20 protein-coding genes are annotated in these 26,850 nt (G+C 47.0%); 6 read left to right on the top strand and 14 right to left on the bottom strand.

What is annotated here, in order from left to right:
• Positions 1-125: 125 nt before the first annotated feature.
• Positions 126-2,114, top strand: coding sequence for an acetate--CoA ligase (acs, locus tag ACFOEK_RS06110; protein ID WP_386717663.1), 1,989 nt, complete (start codon positions 126-128; stop codon positions 2,112-2,114).
• A 241-nt stretch (positions 2,115-2,355) separates the two neighbouring features.
• Entirely contained in the window at positions 2,356-3,681 is a 1,326-nt protein-coding gene (locus ACFOEK_RS06105) for an ATP-binding protein (protein WP_386717661.1), read from the top strand.
• A gap of 467 nt (positions 3,682-4,148) precedes the next feature.
• On the opposite strand, the gene ACFOEK_RS06100 is transcribed toward ACFOEK_RS06105, so the two are convergent.
• Positions 4,149-6,266 carry a dehydrogenase gene (locus tag ACFOEK_RS06100; RefSeq protein ID WP_386717658.1) on the bottom strand — a complete coding sequence of 706 codons (2,118 nt, stop codon included), beginning with the start codon at positions 6,264-6,266 and terminating at the stop codon, positions 4,149-4,151.
• A 269-nt stretch (positions 6,267-6,535) separates the two neighbouring features.
• Here ACFOEK_RS06100 and ACFOEK_RS06095 point away from each other — a divergent pair, with 269 nt between their 5' ends.
• Positions 6,536-7,468, top strand: coding sequence for a haloalkane dehalogenase (locus ACFOEK_RS06095; protein ID WP_386717655.1), 933 nt, complete (start codon positions 6,536-6,538; stop codon positions 7,466-7,468).
• 57 nt (positions 7,469-7,525) lie between these two features.
• On the opposite strand, the gene ACFOEK_RS06090 is transcribed toward ACFOEK_RS06095, so the two are convergent.
• The 6 genes from ACFOEK_RS06090 to ACFOEK_RS06065 all read right to left on the bottom strand — a co-directional run bounded on the left by ACFOEK_RS06090 (position 7,526) and on the right by ACFOEK_RS06065 (position 13,305).
• Positions 7,526-8,923, bottom strand: a complete 1,398-nt coding sequence (locus ACFOEK_RS06090) for a sigma-54-dependent transcriptional regulator (RefSeq protein ID WP_386717652.1) — start codon at positions 8,921-8,923, stop codon at positions 7,526-7,528.
• Positions 8,924-8,963: 40 nt separating this feature from the next.
• Positions 8,964-10,235: an ATP-binding protein gene (locus ACFOEK_RS06085; RefSeq protein ID WP_386717649.1), complete on the bottom strand. Its 1,272-nt coding sequence runs from the start codon at positions 10,233-10,235 to the stop codon at positions 8,964-8,966.
• A gap of 93 nt (positions 10,236-10,328) precedes the next feature.
• Positions 10,329-10,970 (bottom strand): HvfX family Cu-binding RiPP maturation protein, encoded by a 642-nt coding sequence (locus ACFOEK_RS06080; RefSeq protein ID WP_386717646.1) that lies wholly within the window; start codon positions 10,968-10,970, stop codon positions 10,329-10,331.
• An 84-nt stretch (positions 10,971-11,054) separates the two neighbouring features.
• Positions 11,055-11,900, bottom strand: a complete 846-nt coding sequence (locus ACFOEK_RS06075) for an HvfC family RiPP maturation protein (protein WP_386717643.1) — start codon at positions 11,898-11,900, stop codon at positions 11,055-11,057.
• Positions 11,893-12,792: an HvfB family MNIO-type RiPP peptide maturase gene (locus ACFOEK_RS06070; RefSeq protein ID WP_386717640.1), complete on the bottom strand. Its 900-nt coding sequence runs from the start codon at positions 12,790-12,792 to the stop codon at positions 11,893-11,895. Before ACFOEK_RS06070 ends, ACFOEK_RS06075 begins: the two co-directional genes overlap by 8 nt.
• A gap of 57 nt (positions 12,793-12,849) precedes the next feature.
• Positions 12,850-13,305, bottom strand: a complete 456-nt coding sequence (locus ACFOEK_RS06065; RefSeq protein WP_386717637.1) for an HvfA family oxazolone/thioamide-modified RiPP metallophore — start codon at positions 13,303-13,305, stop codon at positions 12,850-12,852.
• 343 nt (positions 13,306-13,648) lie between these two features.
• Here ACFOEK_RS06065 and ACFOEK_RS06060 point away from each other — a divergent pair, with 343 nt between their 5' ends.
• The 3 genes from ACFOEK_RS06060 (at position 13,649) to ACFOEK_RS06050 (ending at position 16,302) form a co-directional block, all read left to right on the top strand.
• Positions 13,649-14,809: an EAL domain-containing protein gene (locus ACFOEK_RS06060; protein ID WP_386717634.1), complete on the top strand. Its 1,161-nt coding sequence runs from the start codon at positions 13,649-13,651 to the stop codon at positions 14,807-14,809.
• An 89-nt stretch (positions 14,810-14,898) separates the two neighbouring features.
• Positions 14,899-15,435, top strand: a complete 537-nt coding sequence (locus ACFOEK_RS06055) for a DUF411 domain-containing protein (RefSeq protein WP_386717630.1) — start codon at positions 14,899-14,901, stop codon at positions 15,433-15,435.
• A gap of 108 nt (positions 15,436-15,543) precedes the next feature.
• Positions 15,544-16,302 carry a dienelactone hydrolase family protein gene (locus ACFOEK_RS06050; RefSeq protein ID WP_386717627.1) on the top strand — a complete coding sequence of 253 codons (759 nt, stop codon included), beginning with the start codon at positions 15,544-15,546 and terminating at the stop codon, positions 16,300-16,302.
• 106 nt (positions 16,303-16,408) lie between these two features.
• On the opposite strand, the gene ACFOEK_RS06045 is transcribed toward ACFOEK_RS06050, so the two are convergent.
• From ACFOEK_RS06045 to ACFOEK_RS06015, 7 genes are all read right to left on the bottom strand, one after another.
• Entirely contained in the window at positions 16,409-18,733 is a 2,325-nt protein-coding gene (locus ACFOEK_RS06045) for an alkaline phosphatase D family protein (RefSeq protein WP_386717624.1), read from the bottom strand.
• A gap of 709 nt (positions 18,734-19,442) precedes the next feature.
• Positions 19,443-19,667: a DUF1272 domain-containing protein gene (locus ACFOEK_RS06040; RefSeq protein WP_386717621.1), complete on the bottom strand. Its 225-nt coding sequence runs from the start codon at positions 19,665-19,667 to the stop codon at positions 19,443-19,445.
• Between the two features lie 159 nt (positions 19,668-19,826).
• Positions 19,827-20,198: a DUF2750 domain-containing protein gene (locus ACFOEK_RS06035; RefSeq protein WP_386717618.1), complete on the bottom strand. Its 372-nt coding sequence runs from the start codon at positions 20,196-20,198 to the stop codon at positions 19,827-19,829.
• 139 nt (positions 20,199-20,337) lie between these two features.
• Positions 20,338-22,104, bottom strand: coding sequence for an alkaline phosphatase D family protein (locus ACFOEK_RS06030; protein ID WP_386717616.1), 1,767 nt, complete (start codon positions 22,102-22,104; stop codon positions 20,338-20,340).
• A 316-nt stretch (positions 22,105-22,420) separates the two neighbouring features.
• Entirely contained in the window at positions 22,421-23,725 is a 1,305-nt protein-coding gene (locus ACFOEK_RS06025; RefSeq protein WP_386717613.1) for a hypothetical protein, read from the bottom strand.
• Positions 23,726-23,773: 48 nt separating this feature from the next.
• Positions 23,774-26,164, bottom strand: coding sequence for a putative bifunctional diguanylate cyclase/phosphodiesterase (locus ACFOEK_RS06020; RefSeq protein ID WP_386717611.1), 2,391 nt, complete (start codon positions 26,162-26,164; stop codon positions 23,774-23,776).
• A complete protein-coding gene (locus tag ACFOEK_RS06015; RefSeq protein WP_386717608.1) occupies positions 26,157-26,798 on the bottom strand; it encodes a methylamine utilization protein in 642 nt (213 codons plus the stop codon). The genes ACFOEK_RS06020 and ACFOEK_RS06015 overlap by 8 nt, the downstream gene beginning before the upstream one ends.
• Between the last annotated feature and the right edge of the window lie 52 nt (positions 26,799-26,850).

The raw sequence follows: 26,850 nt of genomic DNA, 5'->3' as shown, positions 1-26,850 counted from the left end.
GAATCCCCCTAGACTAAGGTCTAATGGTTAACTTTCCCTTCCCGCGCAACACTTAACTCATACCTTGATTTGTCTAATATTTGCTCAGCCATCGAATCGACTGGGCCGACTTTGGGAGAAGAGTGATGAGTGCTGTAAGTTCTGAGCAAGCCTTTAAATCTGAAGAGCAAGTGGTTCCGGTTAAGCCTGAGTTTGCGAAAAGTGCCTGGATTGATGAGGCCAAGTACAAGGAAATGTATCAACAGTCGATTATTAATCCGGATGGTTTTTGGCGTGAGCACGGTCAGCGCATTGATTGGATGACGCCTTATACTAAGGTGAAAAATACTTCCTTCGATGACCATAATGTGGATATTCGTTGGTTTGAAGATGGCACCTTGAATGCGTCCTCGAACTGTTTGGATCGTCATCTCGAAACCCGAGGTAATCAAACGGCGATCATCTGGGAAGGCGATGAGCCGGATCAGGATCGCACCGTCACTTACAAAGAACTGCATCGCGAAGTCTGTAAGTTTGCCAATGCCTTGAAGAGTCAGGGCGTTCGTAAAGGCGATGTGGTGACCATTTACATGCCGATGGTGGTTGAGTCTGTCGTCGCTATGTTGGCCTGTGCCCGTATCGGTGCAATTCACGCAGTGGTATTTGGTGGTTTCTCACCGGAAGCCTTGGCAGGCCGTATTCTCGATTGTGATTCGAAACTGATTATTACTGCTGACGAAGGTGTCCGGGGTGGTAAAACCGTTCCATTGAAAGCCAATGTGGATGAAGCGCTGACGCACCCGGACATTCGTTCAGTAGAACGTGTCATTGTGTTTGAACGCACGGGCAATAAAGCGGTGGCGTGGCATACCCATCGTGATGTGCGTTGGGATGATCTGATGAAAACGGCGTCGGAGCATTGTCCGGCGGAAGAAATGAACGCGGAAGATCCGTTGTTTATTCTCTACACCTCGGGTTCGACGGGGAAACCGAAAGGCGTGGTGCACTCTACGGGGGGCTACTTGGTGTATGCCTCGATGACCCATGAATACGTATTCGACTACAAAGACAACGAAGTCTATTGGTGTACTGCCGACATTGGTTGGATTACCGGACACAGTTATTTGGTGTATGGCCCGTTAGCCAACGGTGCGATTTCTTTGATGTGTGAAGGCGTACCGAATTACCCGGACTCAACGCGTGTGTCTCAGATTGTGGATAAACATCAGGTGAACATTCTGTACACTGCGCCGACCGCCATTCGCGCCTTGATGGCGGAAGGCGATGCGCCGGTAGCAGGTACGGATCGTAGCTCTCTGCGTTTATTAGGAACAGTGGGTGAGCCGATCAACCCTGAAGCGTGGAATTGGTATTACCAAACCATCGGTGAAGAACGTTGCCCGATTGTTGATACCTGGTGGCAGACGGAAACTGGCGGCATCATGATCACGCCATTACCAGGCGCGACGGATTTAAAACCGGGCTCAGCGACCCGTCCGTTCTTTGGTGTGAACACGGCGCTGGTGGATAACTCGGGGAACCTGATCGACGGTGCTGCCGATGGTAACTTAGTGATTATCGATAGTTGGCCAGCACAAAGCCGAACCGTGTACGGCGATCACCACCGATTCATTCAAACCTACTTCAAAACCTTCAAAGGCATGTATTGCACAGGCGATGGTGCGCGACGTGATGAGGACGGTTATTACTGGATTACCGGTCGAGTGGACGACGTGCTGAATGTCTCTGGTCACCGCATGGGCACGGCTGAAATCGAGAGTGCGATGGTGGCACATAAAGAGGTCGCCGAAGCTGCTGTGGTTGGTTTCCCACACGATGTAAAAGGCCAGGGCATCTATGTCTATGTGACCTTGAATCAAGGTGCAGAAGCCTCAGAAGAGCTGCGCATGGAACTGAAAAAGTGGGTGCGTAAAACCATTGGTCCGATTGCTTCACCGGATGTCATTCAGTGGGCGCCGGGCTTACCGAAAACCCGTTCCGGTAAAATCATGCGTCGTATTCTTCGCAAGATTGCCGCAGCGGAATACGATGGTTTGGGTGATACTTCAACCTTGGCCGACCCATCGGTGGTGGATGATCTGATCGAGGAACACAAAGGCATTTCAGCGGCGTGATCCTGGGATGTAAAGTCACAGACTGAAACTAAAAACCGGAGCTTCGTCTCCGGTTTTTTTGTGTTAAAGCTATTTTATTACATTTTTATGCGCGTAATAATGTATATTATTATTCTTTTATGCGCATAAAAATGTAATATTTTTTTTTCTTATTATGGGCTTATAGGTTTTTACTCGAATGACAATCCAGATATTTGATTTAGTTACATAGGTTCTGTGATTTAGGATTAGGAGAGGGTCGATGAAAAGAGTGTTATTGGAAAAGCTTCTAGCTTGGAAATCAAAAGAACAGCGTAAACCTCTGTTAATTGATGGTGCTCGCCAGACGGGTAAAACTTATCTTCTTGAGACTTTACTAGGGGAAACGTTTGGAAGCGTGCTTCGTATTGATTTCCTGGAAAATCCAGACATGGCGGAAGCTTTCTCGGGTTCCCTAGATCCAGAGGATGTCATTACCAATATAGAGTTGCTTACAGGCAAGGCTTTTAATGTTGCAGAGGATTTACTCATACTGGATGAAATCGGAGAGTGCCAGAGAGCAGTGACCTCGCTAAAGTTTTTTGCAGAGAAAGCGCCCGATATGTTTGTAGCAGCAAGTGGTTCAAACATTGGTTTATTGGATGCTTTTCCTGTGGGGAAAGTGGAACAACATATTTTACGTCCCCTAACATTTCGAGAATTCCTTCTTGCATCGGAAGAAATCGCGTTAATAAAAGCCTATGAAACTCAAATGAACACTTCGGCAGCTCATACGAAACTGTTTGAAAAGCTCACGGATTATTACTTTACGGGTGGTATGCCTGAAGCGGTTCACTCTTGGTTTAATATGTCGGATCGCAGCATTATTGAACGCATTGAAACTGTATCAAGTATTCACCGTGACTTGGTTTCTGGCTATCTACGAGACTTTGGGAAATATTCTGGAAAAGTGGATGCTGGAGTTATTGAGGCGGTATTTCGTAATGTCCCATCACAACTTTCATCAGTTATGGATGAGTCGGTTAAGCGATTTAAGTTTAAGGGGGTACATCAACGTAAATCTCGTTATAGTGATTTCGAAAATGCCATTTTATGGCTAGAGAAGTGCCGCTTAGTGTTAGTTAATTATCCCATTGAAGGTACTCCTCGTAGTCCTTTAGCTGCTTACCGTAAAGATAATCGAGTGAAACTATTTTTACTGGATATTGGTTTACTCAACCATATGCTGGGGATCAGCTATAAAGAGATTAAGCAACAAGGGTATGAATATAAGGGCTTCGTGGCTGAAAATTTTGTTCAGCAAGAATTTGTCGGGCAAGGCCTCGATCCCACCTTTTCCTGGGGGGATGCACGAGCAGAGATCGAATTTATCGCCGCTGATGAAGACGGTAATGTTATCCCAATTGAAGTGAAAAGTGGTAAGCGAACACGAGCTAAGTCACTTCAGTCTTACATCACAAAGTGTCAGCCGATTAAAACCATTAAGCTTACAGGAACACAAGGTTCAAAACCTCTGGGGACGACCAATATCGTAGTGCCTCTCTATTACTCTGAGTTTGTAGTGAGTGAATATTTGAAAAGCAACTGAAGCGTTGGATAACTGAGAGAAAACGATTGCGGTTTAAGTAAATCTGGATTGAAAAGCGGAAGAGTAAATAAAAGAGAAGGTGGAGAGCCCTTTCGGGCTCATAATGGTTTTCTTTGCTCGCTTTTTATTTTTATTGTTGAGCGTCAGTCCTGAGTTTCTATTTTTATTTTTATTGGTGAAACCGAACCGATGTGTTTTTGTTGTTCTTAATAAATAGATTGCTAACCGCGTGCCACTTTTAAAAAGTCTTTAATATTTAATGGGTTAGTGTTTTTGTTGCTTGATCGGAACACTGAGTTGTTACCTATGTTCCATAGTTTGGACGGTGTGTTGTGTTACCGGGGTGGTAGAAAAGTAACACTTTGGGTCTGAAAACTAGGCTAAACAAGAACTGTGTGATGGCTGTCCTTGTTTAGCCTGGCTGACTTTGGTCAGATTGGATTTGAACTAGCTAACGTTCAAAAAGGCTATTTGATGGCCGTCTTGGAATTGGCTTTCTTGGTGGTATTTCTTCGTCTTTTTAACGGAACCACTTTCGGCTGATCGATGTTGAGTTCCGCGCGTTTCTTGATGGCAAAGTCGCGAATGCGCTTGATGTCTTCATCCGTGTACACACCGTTGACGCCGGAAATCGCGGCCAGCTTCATACCGTGTTTTAAGCCCATTTGATAAATCTCTTTGACTTTTTCCCACTCGATGTTGCGACCGAGCGTAAAGTTTTCAAAGCGACCTTCAAGAGCAAGGACGATGGTTTCGGCCAAACAGGCGTAAGCCACATTGTCTGGAAGACCGATGTTCTTCATCTCAACGTTACCCGGCAATTCAATTTCACCGGATTCAATGACTAACACATCCGGACGTTTGGCAACGTCACTGGCGGGAATATCCAGCGGACGCGCAACGTCAGTGATCACACAGCCAGGTTTAACCTTCATGATGTCGAGGATCTTTTTACCGGCACCAGAGGTGGCGGTGACAACCATGTCCATTTCACTGAGGTCTTTGTCGGCATGAGTCGATAAATGCACTGTGGCTTCCGGTGTTTCTTTGAGGATGGTTTCTTTCATCGCTAAAAGCTTGGCCGTTTCTGGCGCGACCATGTACACCTCGTCCACGGCTTTGGCTAAAAGACGAGCACAGACTGAACCAATGGCACCGGTGGCTCCGACAACCATGGCTTTACCATGGACGCGTCCGGTTTTGTTAATGTCCACCAGACCTAAACGGCGTGTTGCATCGGCTGCGGCCCATAATGCGCCCGAGGCACTGTAGCTGTTGCCGGTGGTAATAGGTAACGGCGCGCGTTTCGCGACGGTAATGCCAGCATCGCCAACAACCTTGGTGAATGCACCTAAGCCCATGATCTGAGCACCCATGCGTTTTGCCAGTTTGGCTGCAGCCAGTAGACGACGATAGGTAAACTCAGGACTGTGGGCCATGATTTCTTTCGGTGTTCCGCCTACGGTAATCAACCAACCTTCGGCTTCAACACCGGTCGGAGATTTGATGCCTTTGACATGGGAATACACAAACGGCGGCGCATAGGCCATGACTTTCTCGACGGTATCCATCACCACTGGCGGCGAGTATTTAGCCACCATGTCTAACGGTTTGGCGTTCTTAAAATATTGTTGTGACAACGGATGAATCACAAAAGCAAAGCGGTTGGTGCGTTTGTAACCGGAAGGAAAGAGGATCTGTGGTTCAACGTCCAGCGTTTCCATAATCTCTAGGAAGTCGTCTTGATTCAGTTCGCCTTGCTGTTTATTGAGCGCCGCTAAAATCAAGGCTTCGATAACGTTAATACCGACGGTGATGTCGAAAATCTTAGGGCAGATGTCCACCACCATGTTGACGCCTTTCTCGCGTAATCTGGCTAAACGTTCATCGGTGATGGTGGAGGATAATAAGGTTTTGCCACCCATCTCTTCGAGGGTGAACTGCTCAATTTCTTCATAGCCTGCGGCAATCACATCCGCTTTTTGAGCGGCTTTACGCAGGATGTATTTATTCCACTCTTTGATCGGCGCGACACTTGGCGACAATACATGAGGTGGTGACCATTTGTTTAACGGGTGCGTGCCGGTGGCATAGAGTTCCAACGCGTTTAACGAGGTCAGTAATTTGGGCATGCCCAGTTGAATGACCGGATCAGCAAAAAATAGATTGTCGGTGTATTCGTTCATGACCGAGGCTGCGCGGTAATTGGCAATGCCGTTGAAGAACATCACGCGCGAGTTGTTGAAGAAATTACCTTGTGAAATCTGGGTATGACGAATAGCCCATTCATGAAGAATATTGCGCAGCTGTGAACCTGTCGTCACCGGGATCTCTGTAACCAGGTCTTCCAGGTGTTTCGTGGTCTTTTGTACGAATAGTTTGGTTCCAACGTGGTAGTGTTCACGCACACGACCAAGCCCTAATACGTCGGCTTCGTTCTGCCATTTTTTAATCAGCGCTTCTGCTTTCTTAATATTTTTATTGGTGCCGATGCGTACGACGCGGAATTTCTGTCCGAGAAATTCTGTGGTGAAGTCGTAGTCAAGTGCATCGCTTCCCAAACTGATGCTTACTACCGTTTTCATGATCCCTCCGGGATTACTCGACTGAGAGGTTATGGAAGTCGATGTGATGTGTTTATTCATGACATCTATCCGACGTTTTTTCTTACTTTATATAGGCACGAATAATTTGTGAATACATTAGCCTAGATCAATTAATGAACACTTCTGAAGTTAGTAAAGGATGGTTGCCGATAACTGGTGAATCCGTCTAATCTTAAACCACTATTTATTTGCTCATATAAATCGTTCGTTTGAATGAGTGAATCACATACTCGGATAAGGACATTGAGATGGAATTTCTACGCACCCCAGATGAACGCTTTGAACGCCTCATTGGTTACCCGTTTACAGATAACTATGTGGATGTAGCCGAGGGCACTAATCAAACCACCAAAGAAACGGAAGCGCTTCGCATGCATTATGTGGATGAAGGCCCAAAGGATGCCGACCCCATTCTAATGTTGCATGGTGAGCCAAGCTGGTCGTATCTCTATCGTTATATGATTCCCATCTGTGCGGCAGCCGGACATCGGGTGATCGCGCCGGATCTGATTGGTTTCGGTAAGTCAGACAAGCCTGTCGGCATAGACAGCTACAGCTATCAAAGTCACATGAACTGGATGCAGCGCTTTATCAATGAACTGGAATTAACCAACATCACGCTGGTATGTCAGGATTGGGGCTCGTTGATTGGTCTTAGATTGGCCGCTGAAAATGCCGATCGCTTTAAAGCCATTGTTGTTGGCAATGGCATGTTACCAACCGGTGATCAAAAAGTGCCGATGGCGTTTCATTTGTGGAAAACCTTTGCGTCCTACAGCCCGTGGTTTCCAATCAGTAAAATTGTTGAGTCCGGTACCTTTAAAAAGTTATCCAAAGCGGAAGCCTTAGCATACGATGCTCCGTTCCCGTCGGAAGATTACAAGGCAGGTACGAGAGCCTTTCCTAAATTGGTGCCTGTGACGCCAGATAACCCGGCTACCGAAGCCAATCGTGCGGCATGGAAGGTGTTGGATGCCTGGGATAAACCCTTCTTAACCACTTTCAGTAATGGTGATCCGATCACGCGGGGTGGTGATACCTACATGCAGGAGCGCATTCCTGGCAGTAAAGGTATGAAGCATCAAACCCTGATCGGTGGGCATTTCTTACAGGAAGATTCACCGCAGGAATTTGCCATCGCCATTAACGACTTATTGTCATCAATGGCGGAAACAGATTGAAGCCAAGAAGAAGAGCAAGAGTACGAGCAAGGGAACGACTAAGAGCGTGATTAAGAATTACTTGACCGTTAGCCCGTATTTCTCGATTTTCCGATCCAACGCGGGTCGGGAAATGTCGAGAATCTTAGCACTTTTGCCTTTGTGCCCCCCGGTATAATCCAACACGTATTGAATGTGCTTGGCTTCCAAATCTGCCAAGGTCGACAACGCTTCATTAGCGTTATTACTTGAGTTTGTGGAAGCCTTGTCTGAGTGCGTAGAGCCGTTATTTGATTGAACAGCATATTGCGCATCTTTGCTGATACATAATTCTTGGTCGCCGATGAAATTACTTCTGGCGCGGATCACCGCTTGAGTGAGCACGTTTTGTAATTCACGAATATTGCCCGGCCAGTGATAGTGCTTGAGTAAGGCCATGGCTTCCGGCGTGGTACTGAGATTTGGTTTGCCTTCGGAACGACAAATACGTTCCAACAAACCTTCCACCAAGGTGGGAATGTCTTCCGAGCGTTCTCTCAGGGGCGGAAGTTGAATCTGCATCGCGTTCAAGCGGTAATACAAATCTTCCCTAAAATTTCCGGCATCAATTTCATTGGGCAGATTACGATTGGTCGCTGCAATCACACGCGCGTTGCTTCGGAGTTGCTGGCTGCCACCAAGGCGTTCAAAGGTGCCTTCCTGAAGGACACGGAGTAATTTGGCTTGAAGTGGCAGTGCCATTTCACCAATTTCATCCAGAAACAAAGTGCCGTTTTCAGCCAGTTCAAATTTACCGGGTTTACGGTCAGTCGCTCCGGTAAAGGCGCCACGTTCATGACCGAACAGTTCGCTTTCGAGTAAGTTATCCACCAACGCAGCGCAGTTAATTGCCATGAAGGGGCCAGGGCGGTGACTGTGATGATGAATCGCTCGGGCCACCAACTCTTTCCCCGTCCCGCTTTCGCCAGTGATCAGTACGCGAGCGTTACTGCCTGCCACCAAAGCAATTTCTTTACTGACGTCGAGCATGGCTTGGCTTTTACCGAGCAGACGCGGTTCGTTTAGCGCTTCCTCACTAACCGACGACAGCACTTCAACCTGGCGCGCTAATTTCTGATGTTCTAATGCTCGATTGACGGTGTGGTTCAGTTCATCGGTTTTGATTGGCTTGTGAACAAAATCAAAGGCGCCGGCTTTAATGGCAGCGATGGCGAGTTCGAGATCGTGTTCCGCCGTCATCATTACCATGGTGGCAGGCGTGTCGTGTTCTTGCAGTTCCCGCAGTAAATCGTAGCCCTTTCCATCGGGCAGACCCTGATCCATCAGAATGAGATCGGGCTGATGTAAGGGCACCAGCTCTCGTGCTTCCCGTAAACAACTGGCATGAAAGACTTCATGGCCTTCATCCTCAAAATGCATGGTCAACATTTGAGCGAGAGCAGTTTCGTCTTCAACGATGAGGATGCGGGAGTTCATATCACAAGGCCTTTGGAAAAATCGATTCTTATTAGGTTAGTTATAGTGTTGTTGTAATAGGAAGCGTCACTTGGATGCAGGTGCCGGTTTGCTCCGAAGAGGTGATCGACAACTCGCCTCGATGGGCATCCACTAAAGATTTTACAATGGCCAAACCCAAGCCTGTGCCATTGGGTTTACCACTGACAAAAGCATCAGTAATGGTCGCCAGTTTTTCCGATGGAATCACCGCGCCTTGGTTGGTGACTTGTAACACCGCATAGTCGTCTTGCTGATCAATTGACCATTCGATGGTTTCTTGTTCAAGGGCTGCATCGCAGGCATTGGACGCCAGATTTAACAGGATTTGAGTGAGCTTGTCCGGGTCCGCTTGTACGTTAATGGCTTCTTTCGCCTGAAGATTGAAGGCTTGTTGTTTTGGCTCAACCAGACAGTGATGAGTGGATAAGAAATGCTCCACAAAAGCTTTTAGCTCAACCGATTGTGTTTCAAGGTTAGCCGGTCGTGCATACACCAGCACTTCATTCAGCATGCGTTCTAAGCGTGAAACTTCATTGCTGGCCAGATGTGCGCGTTTACTGGAGCGGTCATCGCCTTGGCGATCAAAATACTCTAACGCCAGGCGAATGGTCGCCAGTGGGTTACGAATCTCGTGCGTTAAGCTGGTGGCAAATTCACCGATGGCAGCGAGCTTTTCTTTCTGCGCCAATTCATCACGAGCGGCCAATAATTCTTTGGAACGCTGTTCTACCAGATCTTCGAGATTTTCTGAATGTTCTTTGAGCTGAAGGTAGAGCTCATAATTATCCAACGCGATGGCAATGCGTTCGGCGAATAAGCTGGCCACTTGGGCATCGTCTTCACTGTAGTTGCGGGTGTTTTCATCGAAGTAGCAGAGGGTGCCAACGACTTCACCGTTGGGCAGCTTCAATGGAATGCCAAGATAGGAACAATAGCCTGCGGGTGGCTTGCCGTATTGAGGCGTTGCCAGCGCATCTTCAACTCTTAGAATCTCGCCACTGTTGACTACGAAGGTGGACAGTTGACCGTGAATGTCGAGCGGTACACCGACCTTCGGGCTGTGCGGTTCACGAGCAATGACGTTTTTCTTGCCATTACGATACAAGGTTACCGCCGCCGCACCGTCGCCTAGTACATCCAACACCGCTTTACAGATCTGATTGAGATAAACCTGCAGTTCTCCCGTTCGATAACTGAGGGTCGCCAGAGACGCAATGGCTTTTTCCTGTAGGGTGTTAAGCGAACGGTTTGACAGCGTTGGAGTTTCAGGAGACGTGCCTGAATCGGCCATGATGTAATCCTCGTGGATGAGTTCTCCCGAGAGATTATACTGGCTAAAGCGAAGGCGAGGCGAGTTTGTAGATCTCATTCTTAATTATTGCTCTCAGCGATTCAGTTGTGCGCTGTTCTGTAATTGAATTGAAGTTTGATTCGTCTTTAAGAATCTACGCGCCAACCAATAATCGGTGCTCACAAACTTACCACCACCGATGAAGAGTAACACCAACAGCATGATGAAGTAGGTGGCTGCGAACTCGATGCCGTTATTCAGAATCACCACCGAGCCTTTCTCGGTCAGCCATTGGTAGTTGCCGTGCTGTTGCAGAATGTCTTTAACTCGATCCAAACGGTCAATGGCGGCCATGGTTCGATCTGTCGCAAATAGACCATCACCACTGGCAATGGCTAACCAACCGTTTTTCCAGTGCACACTTACAGCGGCCACGAACATGGTGAACATCATCGGGATCGAAATCCAACGAGTAAATAAGCCCAACGCCAGCAAAATTGCACCACCTAATTCAGCGGCGATCGCCAGTACCGTCATTAACCACGGCAGTGGCAAGCCCAGCCCCCAGTCTTCATTACCGAACCATTGAACGGTGTTGTCAAAATGGCTGAGCTTTTGAGTGCCTGCCATCCAAAAAATGGGCACTAGATAGAGGCGTAACAGTAACGGTGCGATGAAGTCGAAATGCTTGGTGTGATTGAGTAATCGTTGTGCTTTATGAATGAGTGTCAGCATGGTTTTAATCCTAAATTGCACTTAAGCCAGTAATGAGTTCTGCGTTTACAAAGGTGTCTTTGTTAATGGTTGGCTACTGATTGGCTAATGACTGGTTGATATGAGTACGCCCAGTGCGTGTAACTGTTTCAGTAACCCGGCACCTTGCTCATAAAACTGTTCAGTTGTCGGAAGCTGCAGCTGTTCGGCAAGCTCGGTGAGCAAGTCATAACCCGTACTGTGTTGGTTTTCGGCCAGTTTGATCACCAAGTGATACGCCAAGGGTTGCAACTCGAAGAAACGGACTTCTTCTTGGTCGTCTTGGAATAACAGTAGGCAGGTGGGCTGGGCGGGTGGTTCACTGGGCTGAAAATCTGGGCTGATTTGATGTACCGGATATTGATACACCAATGGTAAGGCAACGTTGCATAGTGTGATGGCGCTGGTTAGTAAACCTTCTTCCGTATCTAATTCAGGCAAATGAGAGGAAGGCGCTCGATCGAGCATAAACAGATCTAGTTCCACGCGTTCATAGTGCGCCAGTTCCAGAAGAAACTCGGGAGCATGAAACGCTACACTTTTCTGTTCTGCATGGCTTTCCTGCTCTGCGTGACTTTCCTGTTCTGGATGAGCAGCCCGGTGGCTGAGGAAATCGACAAATTCCGCAGACAACTGAGAAAAATAGGGCGTTTGTGCTCGGTAGTCTCGTAAGAATTCACGTACCAAGGCGTACCACTGTTCTTCGGTCAGGATACTGTGAATCACAGGAAACGAGGTAGACAGTTGTGATTCCACATTGTTAAACACCAGATCACGATAGACGCCAACGCGACGCGCATCTAATTGTTGGGGTGCCGCTACCTGCTCCGGGTCTCTTAGATAGGTGGTCATAGCTTCCTGATGTTGAGCCAGCGAAGTTTGCCTTTGAGTGTCGATTTGAGCCTTATGCATGATGACCTCCCACGGCTTTGTGTTGAGTCTGACGATTTGTTGTCTGAGTGCGTGCTTGAATTCGCTTAATAACGTCCAATTCTTGCTTAAGATCTGTCAGTGATGGCAGATTGAAATCGCGTTCAAGCAGGGTCGGGAGCTGGCCAAAACGCTGATACGCTTGATCCAGTAATGACCACACCGGGTCAATCACATCGGCACCGTGGGTATCAATAATGAGACCGTCGTCTTCGCGATAATGACCTGCCACATGGATGTAGGAAACATGCTCTGCTTCCAACTGGTTGATGTAGTCTTCCGGCTGATAATTGTGGTTCTGGCTGTTCACATAGACGTTGTTGACGTCTAACAGTAAGTCGCAGTCGGCTTCTTTCACCACAGCGTTGATGAACTCGACTTCACTCATAGTTTGTTCAGGCACTAAATAATAGGAAATGTTCTCGATGGCGATACGACGTTCCAGAATATCTTGTACCTGACGAATACGCGAGGCTGCGTGCTTCACTGCTTCTTCGGTGAAGGGCAGCGGCAGTAAGTCATACAGCTGACCATCGTCGGCACAGTAACTCAAATGCTCGCTGTAAATTGGCATTTGGTGCTGGTCCAGAAACTGTTTGATGTCTTTGACCAGTTGCGTATTAAGGGGGGTACTGCCTCCAATAGAGAGGGATAACCCATGAGCAATCACTGGCGTACGTTCACTGATTTCTCTCAGTTGGCGACCCAAACGACCACCAATGCCTATCCAGTTCTCAGGCGCCACTTCAAAGAAGTCGATGGCATTGGCTGCGGCTTCGACGATGTCGTTGCCTGTCAATGACGACAGCAGTGATCGTCTTAGTCCGAGGCCGGCACCTGCAATGGTTTGGGTTGCTTGGTTGATCGTGGTCATGGGGGAATCCTGTGTCTCTTTGGAGTCAGTTAAAAGGGGAATGAGTGAATCAAGGAATTACCCTTGACCACCACATTTGCCTTCACCGCAAGCGCCTTCGGTGCTTTTATTGGCACGTTTGTCGGCACCGCATTTGCCTTCACCGCATGAACCTTCAGTGCTCTTGTTGACATGCTTATTACCACCACAAGCCCCTTCAGCGTTTTTGTCAGCGTGTTTTTTGTCGGCGCCGCACTTGCCTTCACCGCATGAACCTTCTGAAGTCTTGTGATTCTTTGCGTCACCACCACATTTGCCTTCACCACATGAACCTTCGGTGCTCTTGTGATTCTTTGCGTCACCACCGCATTTGCCTTCACCGCATGAACCTTCGGCAACCACCATGTAACCGCTGGTTAGTTCAGTGGCTCCGAACGGATTAACATCAGCTTGTGCTACAGACACAGACAATGCAGATGCCATCAAAGTACCGATCGTTGTAGATAGAAGTGTTTTAGTTTTAACGTTGCTCATAATGTGTCTCTCTTAGTCATCATCAGTTGATTGTGTGAATGATTTAATTCATTACGATTTAAAATCACTTTATACATAGCGAAGGCTGTGCCAGTTTTTAACTTATTGAAATATAAGGACTTATTTTTATTTTGGTGTTTTTTTTGTAATGAGTCGTTCAATTAAAAGAGAGAAGGGATGTAATGAATCGTTACGTTTTAAGGAAAGGAAAAAGACGTGTAACGTTTTGGCTAAACCTTGTTTCATATCCTATAAATTGGGTCAGGAAATTGCATACATGGAAACCTCTTCACCGTGATTTGGTGTTTGGTTCATATTCAGAGATACAGATTTAGAGGTTCTGATGTCAGCATATTTTCCGTATTTCCAGCCCATTATTGATATTCCAAGTGGACGCATTGTCGGCTATGAAGCTTTGGCTCGTACCTTGGATAATCAAGGTAAGGTTTGCTCCGCTGGACCGCTGTTTTGTGATCCGTCAGTATCAAAAGAAATGCTGCTGGAGGTGGATAGGAGCGTACGGAAACAGGCCATTGAGCAAATTAATAACATGCCTGAAGGTACTTTTTTGACCCTGAATATTTCGCCAGAATGGATTCAAATGCTAAAACATCAGGATGCGATTCCTACTATCGATATGGTGTTGTCGTCGGGTATTGATCCTCATCGGATCATCATTGAAATTACAGAAAATGAAGGCGAGCTGGAATCTTTGCAGCGACTGGTTGAAGAGTATCGTGCACTAGGAATGCGCATAGCAGTGGATGATTTTGGTGCAGGGTATTCGGAATTGAATCGAATGATCGCTTTGGAACCGGATTTAATTAAGCTCGATATGCGCTTTTTTAAATCAGCGATTGAAGGCGGTATAGCCAACGACGCGATCCAGGCTATAGGCTTTATGGCAGAACGCATCGGCTGTGATGTGTTGTGTGAAGGGGTGGAAACAGAACAGGAGTTTAACTTTGCAGTAGCGTGCGGTGCGACGCTGATTCAGGGCTTTTTGTTTTACCCAGCCAAAGCATCATTTATCCCGCCTAACGCATCACAAGCGCAGACAACCGCATTACGTCAGTCGTTCTTGGAATTAAAGCTTGAAGAAGAGAAAGCGCGCACCAATTACTTTAAAGACATTATGAGTAATGTGCACTTTTTGACAGACCTCTGGTTAGGCACCAAGAGTGTGCCTTCCATTGATTCATTACCGCACATGCCGGAAGGCTTTATTCGCTTTTATATCTGTGCCAAGAATGGCGATCAGTTATCCCCGAACTACGAATACTACGATCAGCAATGGCATCAGGAAACTGCTTATATTGGTTATAACTGGTCGGGTCGCCCGTATTTTCATCAGGTGTTGGCGATTTCAGATATTTTGTCCCGCACTGAAGTGACATCCCGTCCTTATCGGGATCGAGCTTCCAGAGAGCTGTTTCAAACCATAGGAATAAATCTTGATGATCGACGCGTGTTGCTGGTGGATTACCTTTACGATGTTGATTGATTTTCTGTTTCCCACTATTGAAGTAAATCAAGGGGATTATGTGTCCTAGTTATATACTGCTGACATACGTTTAATGGTGAGAGGACATTATGAAAAATAGATACCTTGTGAAGGTTCGAGGCTTAGCTGTTGTTATAGCCGGAGTGTTTCTGGTGGCGACAATGGCGGCGTGTTCCAACTCGAACAACGCTAATGATGAGCCTTCTGTCAGTAGCTTGGCGGCACCGCAGTCCTCCAATCTTGATTTGAATGTGTATAAGAGCCCAACGTGCGGTTGTTGTGGTGCTTGGGTCGATCATGTGCAAGCGGGTGGTTTGAACGTTAAGAGTCACAATGTGGATAACTTAACTCAAATGAAGGCCGAAAAAGGCTTGAAGTCTGAGTATCGTTCCTGTCATACCGCCGTTTCTCGAGAAGGTTATATCTTTGAAGGTCATGTGCCGGTGGAGTACGTACAGCAATTTTTGAAGGAGCAGCCAGAAGGTGCGTTAGGCCTGTCGGTTCCTGGTATGCCAGTGGGCAGCCCTGGGATGGAAATGGGTGATCGCATCGATACCTACCAAGTCCTGAAGATTAATCTTGATGGCAGTGCGGAAGTCTATGCCACCGTTCAAGGTAATCATTAACGTCAAGGGATTTCACTATTACAGTGATTAATGCGCTTGGTGTTGCTCAAGCTGTTCTATAGTTAAGCGATTGATGGCTCAGTTTTCTCAGGAAATCAGGGAGATTATATGTCGCTTATTCTAAGTCGTTTTTATTTTTTGCTGATATTGATGGGCTTGAGTTTTAGCTCTGCGGCCTTTGCTCAAGGGCGAACTGTTGACTACAGCTCTGGCGACCAAAAGTATGAAGGGTATTTCATCAGTGCCGGTAGTGATGCGCCTCTGGTTATCTTGATTCACGATTGGGATGGCTTAACCGACTATGAAATAGAGCGCGCTAACATGCTCAAAGCACTCGGTTACAGTGTCTTTGCTGCCGATTTGTTTGGTAAGGGCGTTCGCCCCACCGAAGTGAAAGATAAACGTCAGCACACGGGTGAGCTTTATAAAGATCGAGTGAAAATGCGTCGATTATTGAGAGCTGCGTTAAAGCAAGCGCAATCCTTGGGTGGCAATACCAATAATGCAGTAGCGATGGGCTATTGTTTTGGTGGTGCGGCGGTATTGGAATGGGCTAGAACAGGTGATGCGTTAAAAGGCTTTGCCACCTTTCACGGCGGGTTAGCTACTCCTGAGGGGCAAAGTTATCAAGATACCCAAGGAAAAATCTTGGTGATGCACGGCTCGGCAGATACTGCCATTACCATGGATCAATTTGCGGCATTAACCAATGAGTTGGAAGCAGCAGGGATCAATCATGAGATGATAACCTACAGTGGTGCGCCGCATGCCTTTACTGTGTTTGGTTCATCGCGATATCGCAAAGATGCGGATAAAAAATCCTGGGCGCGGTTTACCGGGTTTCTGGAGAGTGAGTTAAAAGAATAAGTTTTATTTACAGATGATCCTGAACAAAAAAGGCCCGACTGAGCATTCTCAGTCGGGCCTTTTTCTATAACGCTTTAGCTACTTTAGAAACTAGCTAATTAAGAGCCTAGCTCGCAGGCGTTACGTTCAAGGTGCGAGTCGCTTCGTCAATGTTGATGACGTGAGTACGCAAGTTCGCAATGAAATCCGCAGAACGCTCATACCAAGACTCAGAAATGTACTCGTTGCCATTTTCTGAGGTTGGAACGTTGTGCATCGTCACCTGGAAGTTATCCGCAGTGACATCAACAATCGCCACACCGTGTTCTCTCAAACGGGCGAAAGAAAGCGTTGATGCTACATCCGCAGCGCTGGTGGCATTAGGAAGAAGCTGATCCAATGCGGCCATCAGTGGTGCAAGGTCTTCAGCGCTGCCGCCCAAACCTTCAATCAAGCCTGTTGCTGCTTCGTCCAGGTACGAGCCGAAGGTACCTGAAGTCGCTGAAGAGGTGGTGATGTCAAATGAACCATTGCCGTGATCAGTCACGTAAGTAGAGTGAATGTCTCCTGCGATGCTGATGACATTACTTCCTGCGAACACATTGTTGATCAGGTTTTGCTTAGCGTTCGGGAAACCATCCCAGTGATCCGCGTTCAAGTAGAAACGGCTTTGAAGTAAGCTCGGGATTGCGTCAAAGGCACTTAGAGCATTTAGTGTCGTGAAATTAGGGTTTGCAGCACTGTTTCTCAAATCCAATAGTAGAGGTGAGAAAGATACCGAGCTGCCCATCACATTCCAGGTGCCGCCATTGGTGGCCAGTTGCGTACCCAACCAAGTATTTTGGGTGTCGCCGTAAGCGTTTTGGCTTGCACCACCGTCAGCGGCTGCAAGGAAGCCTGCGTAAAGATCAAACAAGTCTTTGTTGACGAAGTAACGAGAACCTAGATCACTGATCAGGCCTTGTTTGCCGAAGTGAACGAAGGCAATGCCTTTTTCGGCGGCGGTCATATCAGCGTCGCTGATGAAGGCTGAATCAGGCACCGCCAATGCACCCGAGTCGCGAGCCGTTGTTAGCGCTGCGTTGATGTAGAACGCAGACAAGTTACCGGTAACGGCTTCATTTGCTAATTGTGCGTAGTTCTTACCTGCATCTTCAGCACTGATGCCACGAGCTTCAAAGGTATCGCGATACTGAGAGCCCATGATCAAACGCAAATAAGCGCGAGTGGTGCTGTAAGCTGCGTCATCAATGTTGATGTAAGCAAACGTGTTGGAGCCAAAAAGTGCAGCATGAGTCGCTGCGCCATTACCGCCTGTAGTTACATCTAACGTTGCAATAATCTGTGCCTGAGTCATCGCCAATGCACCCGGGAAGGCATCTTCCGCAATGATGTGATCCGGGCGGTTAGTACGGAAGTCTGTTAGGAACAAACTCAGGTTGGCACCGAATTGGAAGTCACGGTAGATGCGTGTGTTTGGATATAGCTGATCTTCAGTTACATCCAGAGCGCCACCTGCGTTCAATGCGGTGTCATCAATCGCAGCTTCATGGTCGATTGGCATGAATTCAAACCAAGCTTGTTCAGAGTTGTGCTTTCTGAAGGTGCTTGCTTCGGATTTACCGGCATCAAAGTAAGTACCGTTGTTTTTCCAGCTGTCATCTGAGTACTCGTGATCATCCCAGATCGCAATCAATGGGAAGCGCTCATGCAACTGCTGAAGTACGGAGTCGCTACGGTATTCTTTATACAGCTGGCGGTAGTTGCTCAGGCTTTGCGCTGCATAACCGTCGTCACCCAAATTGATTGCACCGTCAAGGTCATCAAATTGAATGCTGCGGCCTTCGCTTGATTGGAAGCTGGCACCGGTTGTTTCATAGATGTAGTCACCCATGTGTACAACAAAATCCAGATCTTCTTCCAGCAATGGTAAGTAAGTGTTGTAGTAACGGCCGTTGTAGTCCTGACAGCTTACATAAGCAAATTTTAGATCGGTATCCGAGCCTGCTTCTGGTGCCGTTTTAGTACGACCTGTGTTAGTACGGTTGGCTTTGCCATTCTTCACATAGGTGAAGCGATAGTAATATTGCGTTGCCGCATCCAGATTGATCACACGAACTTTCAGGCAGTGGTCGTGATCGGCTTCAGCGGCAAACTCTTGGGCCAATACTAAGCTGGCTTCGTTGAAATCAGAGGCTGTTGCCACTTCCAACGCCAGTGTGATATCACCGCTCGCGGATGAATCATTAACGCGAGTCCAAAGAATCACACTGTTCTCACGAGGATCTCCCGACATGAGTGACTGTGGAAAATAGTTTGGAGCAGAGGAAGAAGAGTTGGAGTCACTGTTTGAACAGCCTGTTAAACCAGATAAAGGCAGCGCTGCTGCACCACTTGCTGCTACCGCTGTTTTAATAAAGCGGCGGCGTGAAATGTTCGTTTTCAATCCCATCGTCTAAACACCTTGAATTGCTTGGTTAAGGAATGTCTGAACTAGAACGGACTGGTTCAGACATTCATAAGAGTTCTGTTTTTTTGTCGTTATAGTTTGTTGAATGTCTATTAAAGGAACCTCTGAATAAGTCCCTCTCTGCTCAGGCCTATAAGAGAAATGTCTCTTTGAGGCGCGGTTTTGAAGGCATAACGGGTTACGTCAAAAAGCCGCAACAAAAAAGAGGCATTTCTCTTAAGGCCCCGAAGGGCGGGGCTTTAAAAACGTTATAACGTCGTTGAACTTCTTGAAAAGGTCTAGACATTCTCTACGAAGCTCGCCTTGTTCTAACATTTTTCTAGCGCCCGCTGAGCTAGAGCGGACTTGTTCAGAGGTTCCTTCATAAAAAATCATTACTTTTATGTGACAAGGGGACAAATAAGGCCAAATTGAGTCAAGGTTTCGGCCATAAAGTGATAAATGGTCATCAAAACTACACAGACATTCAGGTGCTTTGAGGGACATTTTTCCTGTCTAATGGCGTCGATTTGGGCCTACGATTTGTCCAATAGTGGGATTTTGCATGTTCATTCAATAAACGGGTATGACGGATCGAGACAAAAAGGTGACCTTTTTGTCACACTTTTGTCTTAGTTGATGAGAGGTTGTTTTTTGGGCGTGATCGGTAGAGGACGAAGTAAGGGTGGCTTATTCAGAGGTTTTTTAGCTCTTATTTGCCGAAAAGCTTTTGTTTAATCTGGCTGGCTGCGACTTGAGCGACCCCTTTTACTCGGGTAGGACGTTGGACTAATTCACCTTCGCAGTTAGGGCAAATGTGATTCATACTGGTGGTACAGTCGTGGCAGAAGGTGCACTCATAAGAACAGATGAAGGCTCGATCGGTCAGTCCTAATGGTGCGCTGCATTTTTCGCAGGCTTTTTTCATTTTGAGCATGGTAGTGGTTTCCTGGTTGTTCCTAATATCAAAACGTCTCTCGATAGTATGGAACACCTGAAACGGCATGCAGAGTCATTTTAGACAAACAGGGTGTTTTTCAAGATTCTTAAACAAGAAGATAAAACGACACCCTGTTTGGATCGTTAGTTGAAAGGATTAAATATCACCCGAGCGCAGTTTCTTGGCAATTTCCAACGGCTCTACTTCTAGCCCAAATAAACCGGCTTCCCAGTTCATTCCAATCATGTGGTCTTCCTGATCTAACCCTTTAAGCCAGGTTTCAATGAACGCCTCTAAATCGATGGCGGTGGGCTTAAAATCTTTCCACTCACCCTGGCCGTATTGAACCGCGTTATCTTCAGTCGACCAGAATAAAAAGATCGCGGTGTCTTCGTAATCTTTCGATTCGCAGGATGCCCAGCCACCTTCGTCGTGTTTTAACGCCCACACTTGTTTGTTTTCAACGGACTCTGAGAGAAAGGTTTCTGCATTGGCAAGTGCAGCGTCTTGATCTTGAATGGCTGACATAGGAAGTTCCTCGTGATAATCGGCTGCATTATAGCGATTCATACAAGGGGTTAACAGTTGGCGCTTGATCAAATGAAACGCCCCTTGGATTAATCTTCCTTAGGGCGTTGTGTGTCGCTACTGATGTGTGAACGATAAGTTAGGCGTTATCCAACCACGCCCAACCAGCATGTTTACGTTGACGTTTTACCATGGTTCGACTCGGAGTGTCTGAGTTGGTGTTTTTATCTACGCTATAGGCAGTCCATTCGCAGTAATCGCGATTGAATTCCAAGGTGCTGTAACCATTCTGGGTCGAGTTGAAGTAACAAATGTGTGGATTGTTGATGCGAATCGCCCCTTCACTTAAGGCTTGCAGTAGTTGCTGTTTTTGCTCTAAAGATTGCGCTTGATTGGAGATCATCTCAAACAAATTGGATGAGGTGACGGATGGCGTCATGAACTCAACGCCTGCAATGTTGCGCCACCACAGGTTGGTTAAATGGCCGTAGTCGTACTTCACATAGGAGCTGATGTAGGTATGCAAATCCCCTGTGAGTACCACGAAATTTTCGAGATTGGCGTCGCGTACTGCTTCCATCAAACGGTCGCGTTCGTATTGATAGCCATCCCAGGCATCGACGTTAATGTAGGCCAATGGTTGTCCTAGTAGAGACGCTGCCATACGCCCCATGTAAGTTTGGTTGCCTAATACCGTCCATTTTGCCGTGCTGTCTTGAAGGCCTTGCTTCAACCAATTGAATTGCACTTCGCCCATCATACTCTGACTTTCGTTGTTCATGTTGTGGCAATTCAGTGGAAGGTAGCGGGAGAAAATGTCGTTCTCGCCACACGGGTGAGCAGTACGATAAGTACGGGTATCCAGCATGAAAAGCTCAAAGAGATCACCGAACTTAAAGTTACGATAAATCTGTGTGAAATCATGAGGATGGGTTGCGTACTCGTTTACAGTCACCCGAGTCGGGGTGTATTCGACCCAAGCACGTTGGCTATCGAGTTTTAACTGACGAAGCGCGCCTGCGTCATTGCCTTCTTCGGTTACGAATGGATGATCAGGGGCGCCGAGCGTGTCTCTTTCGTAATCCCAATAACAGTCATTAGCGGTTTCATGATCGTCAGTGGTCAAAATCCAGGTGTGCACCTCCATTGCCAATTGTAGATTCAAGTCACTGCGGTAGGTTTTGTAGAGGTGACGATAATCATCCACACCTAAAGCAACGACACCATCACTCGGAAGGATAATAGTGCGATCGTCAAATGGCAGACTTTGGAAACGTGGGTCGCCTGCGGTTTCATAAATGAAGTCCCCTAAATGAATAACGAAGTCAATGTTGAGATCGTTTGCCACATAGTTTAATGCGCCGTAGTAACCGTTGGTGTAGTCCTGACAAGTCAGTACAGCCAGCTTCAGGCTTTTTAAGTAACTGTCTTCCAAAGGTAAGGTTTTACAACGACCGATGCGTGAGCTGACGTCCTTGTAAATGAAGCGATAGTAATAGGTTTCGTTCGGATTGAGCTGACCGTCAAGATCGATTTTAACGGTATAGTCGTTATTGGCTGAAATGTCCCACGCATCCACAGTGCCTTCTAACAGGACGTACTCACAAGCTGGATCTTGGCTAATTTGGAAGGTCAGAGTTTCGTTGCTGTCGTATTCTTCAGGATTAATGTGAGTCCATAGCATCACGCCTGTTGACGTTGGATCCCCTGATGTAACCGACAAATCAAATACTCGTCGTGCCTGTTCTTGGTTGATCTGGCTGTTGTCTGGTAAAGCCGCAATGTTCTTGCTGGCGCCAAAGTCGAAGAAACCGGCTTGAGCTTGTGTGGTTTTTAACGCATAAGGCGTGGCCAGTGCGGCTGCTGATGCGCCCAGAAACTTGCGGCGATTCATTTTAATCGTCATTTTTGTTATCCCTCAGTGCTTGTTTGTCGTTGGTGAGTCTCTTGCTTTCGTTTTTGTTTTTATTAGGTGGTTGTTATAGAGACTGTTTTTAGAACCGCTTATTTTGGTAAAAGGGTTCGCTAGGGCGCATTAGAACGAGGCGCTGTTACAGGGCTACGAAAAAATTATGACAGTGTAGAAAAGTGGGAACGGGTTCAATCTTTGAGCTGAGTTGCATTTAATGTGATTGAACTTGAGGTGACTGAACTTGAGATGATTGTATTTGGGGGAGGTTGTATATGGGAGCGCAGTGTCAGTGGGGTATTCGATGATCAAATCAAAAACGATATTTCAACAGGAAGCTCACACTTAGGCTGTCTGAGTCGTCGAATTGTCCTGCAGTGGCCGCTTTGGAACGTTTACTGTTGAGGTAGAGAAATTCAGTACCAAGGCTGAGAGGGTTATCCTCCGGTTGCCACATCACTGCGAGGGTCATGCTGCGACCAAAGTCGTTGTTGTCATCATCCATGTCATCAAGGTCATCCATCCCGAAGAGATCATAACGAAGGGAATATCTGAATGCGTCTCGAAGATAAGAGGCCATTAGGTAGGCCGAGTAGAAGTCGGCATCGACACCGGGTGCGGCGCCCATGGTGGTGTTGCCGAGGGTGGCTTCGGAGAGCAGTTCCAGTTCATCCGTGATTAACCAAGAGCCGCCAAGTACGGCAAACTTGGTACGCCAGGCGTATTCACCGTGATGCAGTTTGGTATCCCCCATATTGTCTATCCAGGCGAGACTCAGAAGGTAGGCGTCTCCAGTGACGGAGGTTCTTAGAATATAACCCGGTCTGTCGTCCAATTCGCGACCAAAAGGTTTGCTGCCGTCGTCTCTTTGACCTTCAAAATTACCGCCATCTTCGAGACTGGTCAGTTCAGGTACGGCCAGAACATCACCGAATACGGTACGGTGTCGACCGTAACTCCAGCCCCGGTAAGCCAGAATGGCGCCCATCGAATCATTTCCGCCAAACAAGCTGGCTGCGAATTCCCATTCCAAGCCGTGATCGAAATGGTACAGATACGAGGCTTCGAGCCCTATAGGGCGAAATTCTTCACCAATCCAGCTGTTCAGTGACGAGAAGGAGAGAGTGTAAGGTGAATCCCAAAAGCGGTCGGTATTCTCCATTGAAATGGGGAGGAAGAATTGGCCGAAGGTGAATTGGACACTTTGGTTAAAATCCAGATCGGTGCGGTAACGGCCTTTCAGTTCTACCAAACCTAGGGTTCTTGCTGAATCTTTTGTTGAACTCTCTCGGGCTTGAATATGCGTCGAGAGTCTCAGGGCTGGGCTAACTTTAAAACTGTAGCCAAGGTGAAACTCGCCGAGGCCGGATACCGAATCGCCATCACTGCCTGAGTTATAACGACCTAAGCCATCGGACAGCCAGGTTTCGTTGTCGTTGTTATAGTTTGCAACCACATTCACTTCTGCATGAAGGCTATGAGGTGAGTTTTCCGTTTGGGAAAACAGCGATGTAAAAACAAACGGAAGCGAATCGGTTTGAGAGGACTCGGCTAAAACACTAGGTGAGAAAAGGGCGGTTGGGATAATCAAAGCGGCGAACACGGTATGGCGCTTCATGCTGACTAGACCTTTCCCTTTTCTGTGTTTAATTATTTAGAGGTTTCCTTAACCGGATAGACTATCAGAATGTGATTCGGAAGCGTACTCGTTGTTAACATCGTATTCTTTAAACCACTGAAGGAAGTTCTGGGAGTTTTGAGGCTTGCTGATGTAGTAGCCTTGCAGTTTGTCGCAGCCATAGCGCTCCAGCAAAGACCATGATTTACGGTTTTCGACCCCTTCTGCGACAACCGTCAGCCCCAGGTTATGACCCATTTCAATGGTGGATTGAACGATGGCTTGATCTTCTTTGCTTTCATCCAAGTTAAGGACAAAGGACATGTCGATCTTTAATTCATCCACCGGCAATGACTTCATTTGACTTAGAGATGAATAGCCTGTGCCATAGTCGTCAATCGCCAGTTTTATGCCTTCACTGTTGAACCGATTCAGAATAGATAACGCTTGATTGGAATCTTGCATGACCGCGCTTTCGGTCATTTCTAAAATCAGGTGTCTACTAGAAAGCTTCAGATCTTTTAACAGTCTCATGACATAATCAGGAAGATCATCGTGTGCAAGGTCGTAGGCCGAAATATTAACGGCCATGATGAGATCTACTCCTTCCGATTGCCATTGTACGGCGTCGTTCAATACACGCCGAATCACCCAGCGACTTAACGTTGGCATCAAGCCTGACTGTTCTGCCAACCCAATAAATTCATCTGGTGGTATAAACCCCAGTTCTGGATGGAACCAACGAATTAAGGCTTCTACTTGAGTCACACGTTTTTCGTGAAGATCCACTTTTGGCTGATAGAACATGGTGAGCTGATCTTCGGTGAGGGCAATCTTGAGATCATTTACCAAGCGAATCTGTTTCAGATGTTTTTCATCACTGCCGGTTTCGTAAACACCGATGTCTTGGCTCTTGGCTTTGGCTTGATTGAGCGCGATATCGGTCCGGCGTAAAAGTTGATCAGTACGCGTGCCGTGAGTTGGATAAAGAGCCACGCCAATATAAGTGGTGACCGGAATATTCAGACTGGAGATGGAATAGCTGGTGTTGAGTTCAGATTGAATGTCGTTGAGCTTTTCGTACAGTTCTGATTCAACGATGTCCGGTAAGATTAATAGGAACTCATCGGCACCTAAACGCGCCGGTTTTAACTCATCGGATGTCAGGGGATATAAAGACTCTGCAAAGGCTTGAAGTAACAAATCACCGGTTTGATAACCGAAGGTGTCATTGATCAATTTAAACTTTTGCAGGTTGATGGAAAGCAGGGCGAACTTGCGATCCGTCTGATCATAATGATGTATCAGGCCTTCAATTTGTTGTTGAGCTGCCATGCGATTGGCAAGGCCTGTCAAAGTGTCATGATAGACCTGATAAAGAATCTTCTCTTCGCGGTCGGCAATTTCCCGTTGCATGTGATCAAAGCTCGCCGCCAGTTTGCCTATTTCATTGCGCTTAAAATCACGTTGGGCATCATGAGTGGCAATGCTCTCTGAATAATTACCGCTACTGATACGCTGTGCTGCATTGACCAATGAATTTACCGGACGGGTAATATTGCGGGCAATAATGAACCCCATCAGAACCGAGACTAGAAGAGCGACCCCGGATATGGTCAGAATTTGTACCTTCAGCGGAGAGAAGCTGGCAAAGGCATCGTCCAGAGAGGTACTCAGAATGGCGTCTACCTGATAGTAGCCCGCATCAACCAGAGGGGTGAGGAGTGCCAAAAACTGTTGATCATTCCAGGTAACGCGCTGCCATGGATCTTGGGTCATGGTTTGGGCCATGGATGTCGTGTGAACAACGTCATCCAAGGTGCTGATGTTCAGTGTTTGTTCTTGTCGGTAAACCCCAGAGAAGCTTACTTCCAAGGTGGTCAATTCTTTTAATTGGTTGGCCAGGTTGTGATCAATCAGATAGCCCACCACAGCCCAGGCCACTGGCACCGGAGCATTAACCTGCAGCATCAACATTTGGTAGGCATTTCCGTTAAGCATCACGGTTTTCATCAAGCCGCCTTCTTTTTCAGCGTCACTCAAAAGGTCGGAAAATGGGAAGCGATTTTCGGCTTGAGTAATGGCGTCGGTACTGGCCAGCAATTCACCGTCCAGTGAGGCCAGCATCATGAGATCCGCATCAATGCGAGCACCGTGATTTTCTAATACCGAGATTAGGGTTTGCTCATCTTTATCGAGCACCGCCGCTTTAAAACCAAAATCGGCAGTGAGAACTTCTGCCGATTCAAAGAGTTGGTTGGCTCGAATGTCCATTAACTGCTCAAAGACTTTCAAACCGACTTTTAATTTATCCTGCGCTTGTCGTTCAACGCTGTTATTTGTGGCGAACAAAACCGAGACAATGGTTGTGATGGATGAAATCACAATCAAGCTGAGAAAGAGAATCAGGATTTTGTTGCGCAGGCTAATATCAATCATTGTAGCGTTTCTTGTACTTCTTCTTGTAGCGTTTAACGGGCTGAGGTTGATTCAGGTTTAGTGTGATCTGAAACAAGTTAACGTCTTCCTGAGCAGTAAGTTCCACCATCATTGGCTCGGTCAGGTTAGGTATCCATGGGTGCCAAACTGCAACTGTGTTTACGGCTTTGGATAAGGTCACCAATCCCGATGTGTCGGTGATTTTAAATTCTGGCCACGGAGAGACAAAAATATAACCCAGCATCGAATCGTGAATGTTGCAGCCTAAAGCCACTAACCCTGATTGGTCAAAGGTAATCGGCGTCTTGGGTACACCTTTGTACAATTTAATCTCAAAACGTTTCGGTTCTGAAAAAGAATAGACGTGGTGTCGGATGTCGTCACTGTTGGGAAAGATCACTTCCCGGCCTTGTTCAATCGCGAGTACGTGAGGCACAAAGGCGACGTCAATCTGATCCATAATCGCAGGTTCCGGGGAAATCGCCGTGATGCTGCCTTCAGGAATGGCAATGACGGCATCTTTTACTGGTGCTCCATTTTGATCAACCACTTTAATCTCAAGAGCAAAGGCGCAAGGCACCATAACGCTCACCCAAAGAATAAGTAGTTGTCTAAGGTAAAGCATGATGTTCAAGTGATACTCCATTATCTTTTTGGCAGAGGTTTCTAAAGCTTAGGTTCTCTAT

The sequence above is a fragment of the Litoribrevibacter euphylliae genome (assembly GCF_042646085.1).
Taxonomy (GTDB): Bacteria; Pseudomonadota; Gammaproteobacteria; order Pseudomonadales; family Litoribrevibacteraceae; genus Litoribrevibacter; species Litoribrevibacter euphylliae.
The sequence above is the reverse complement of the archived record's forward strand: the minus strand, read 5'-3'. Positions and strand labels throughout refer to the sequence as shown.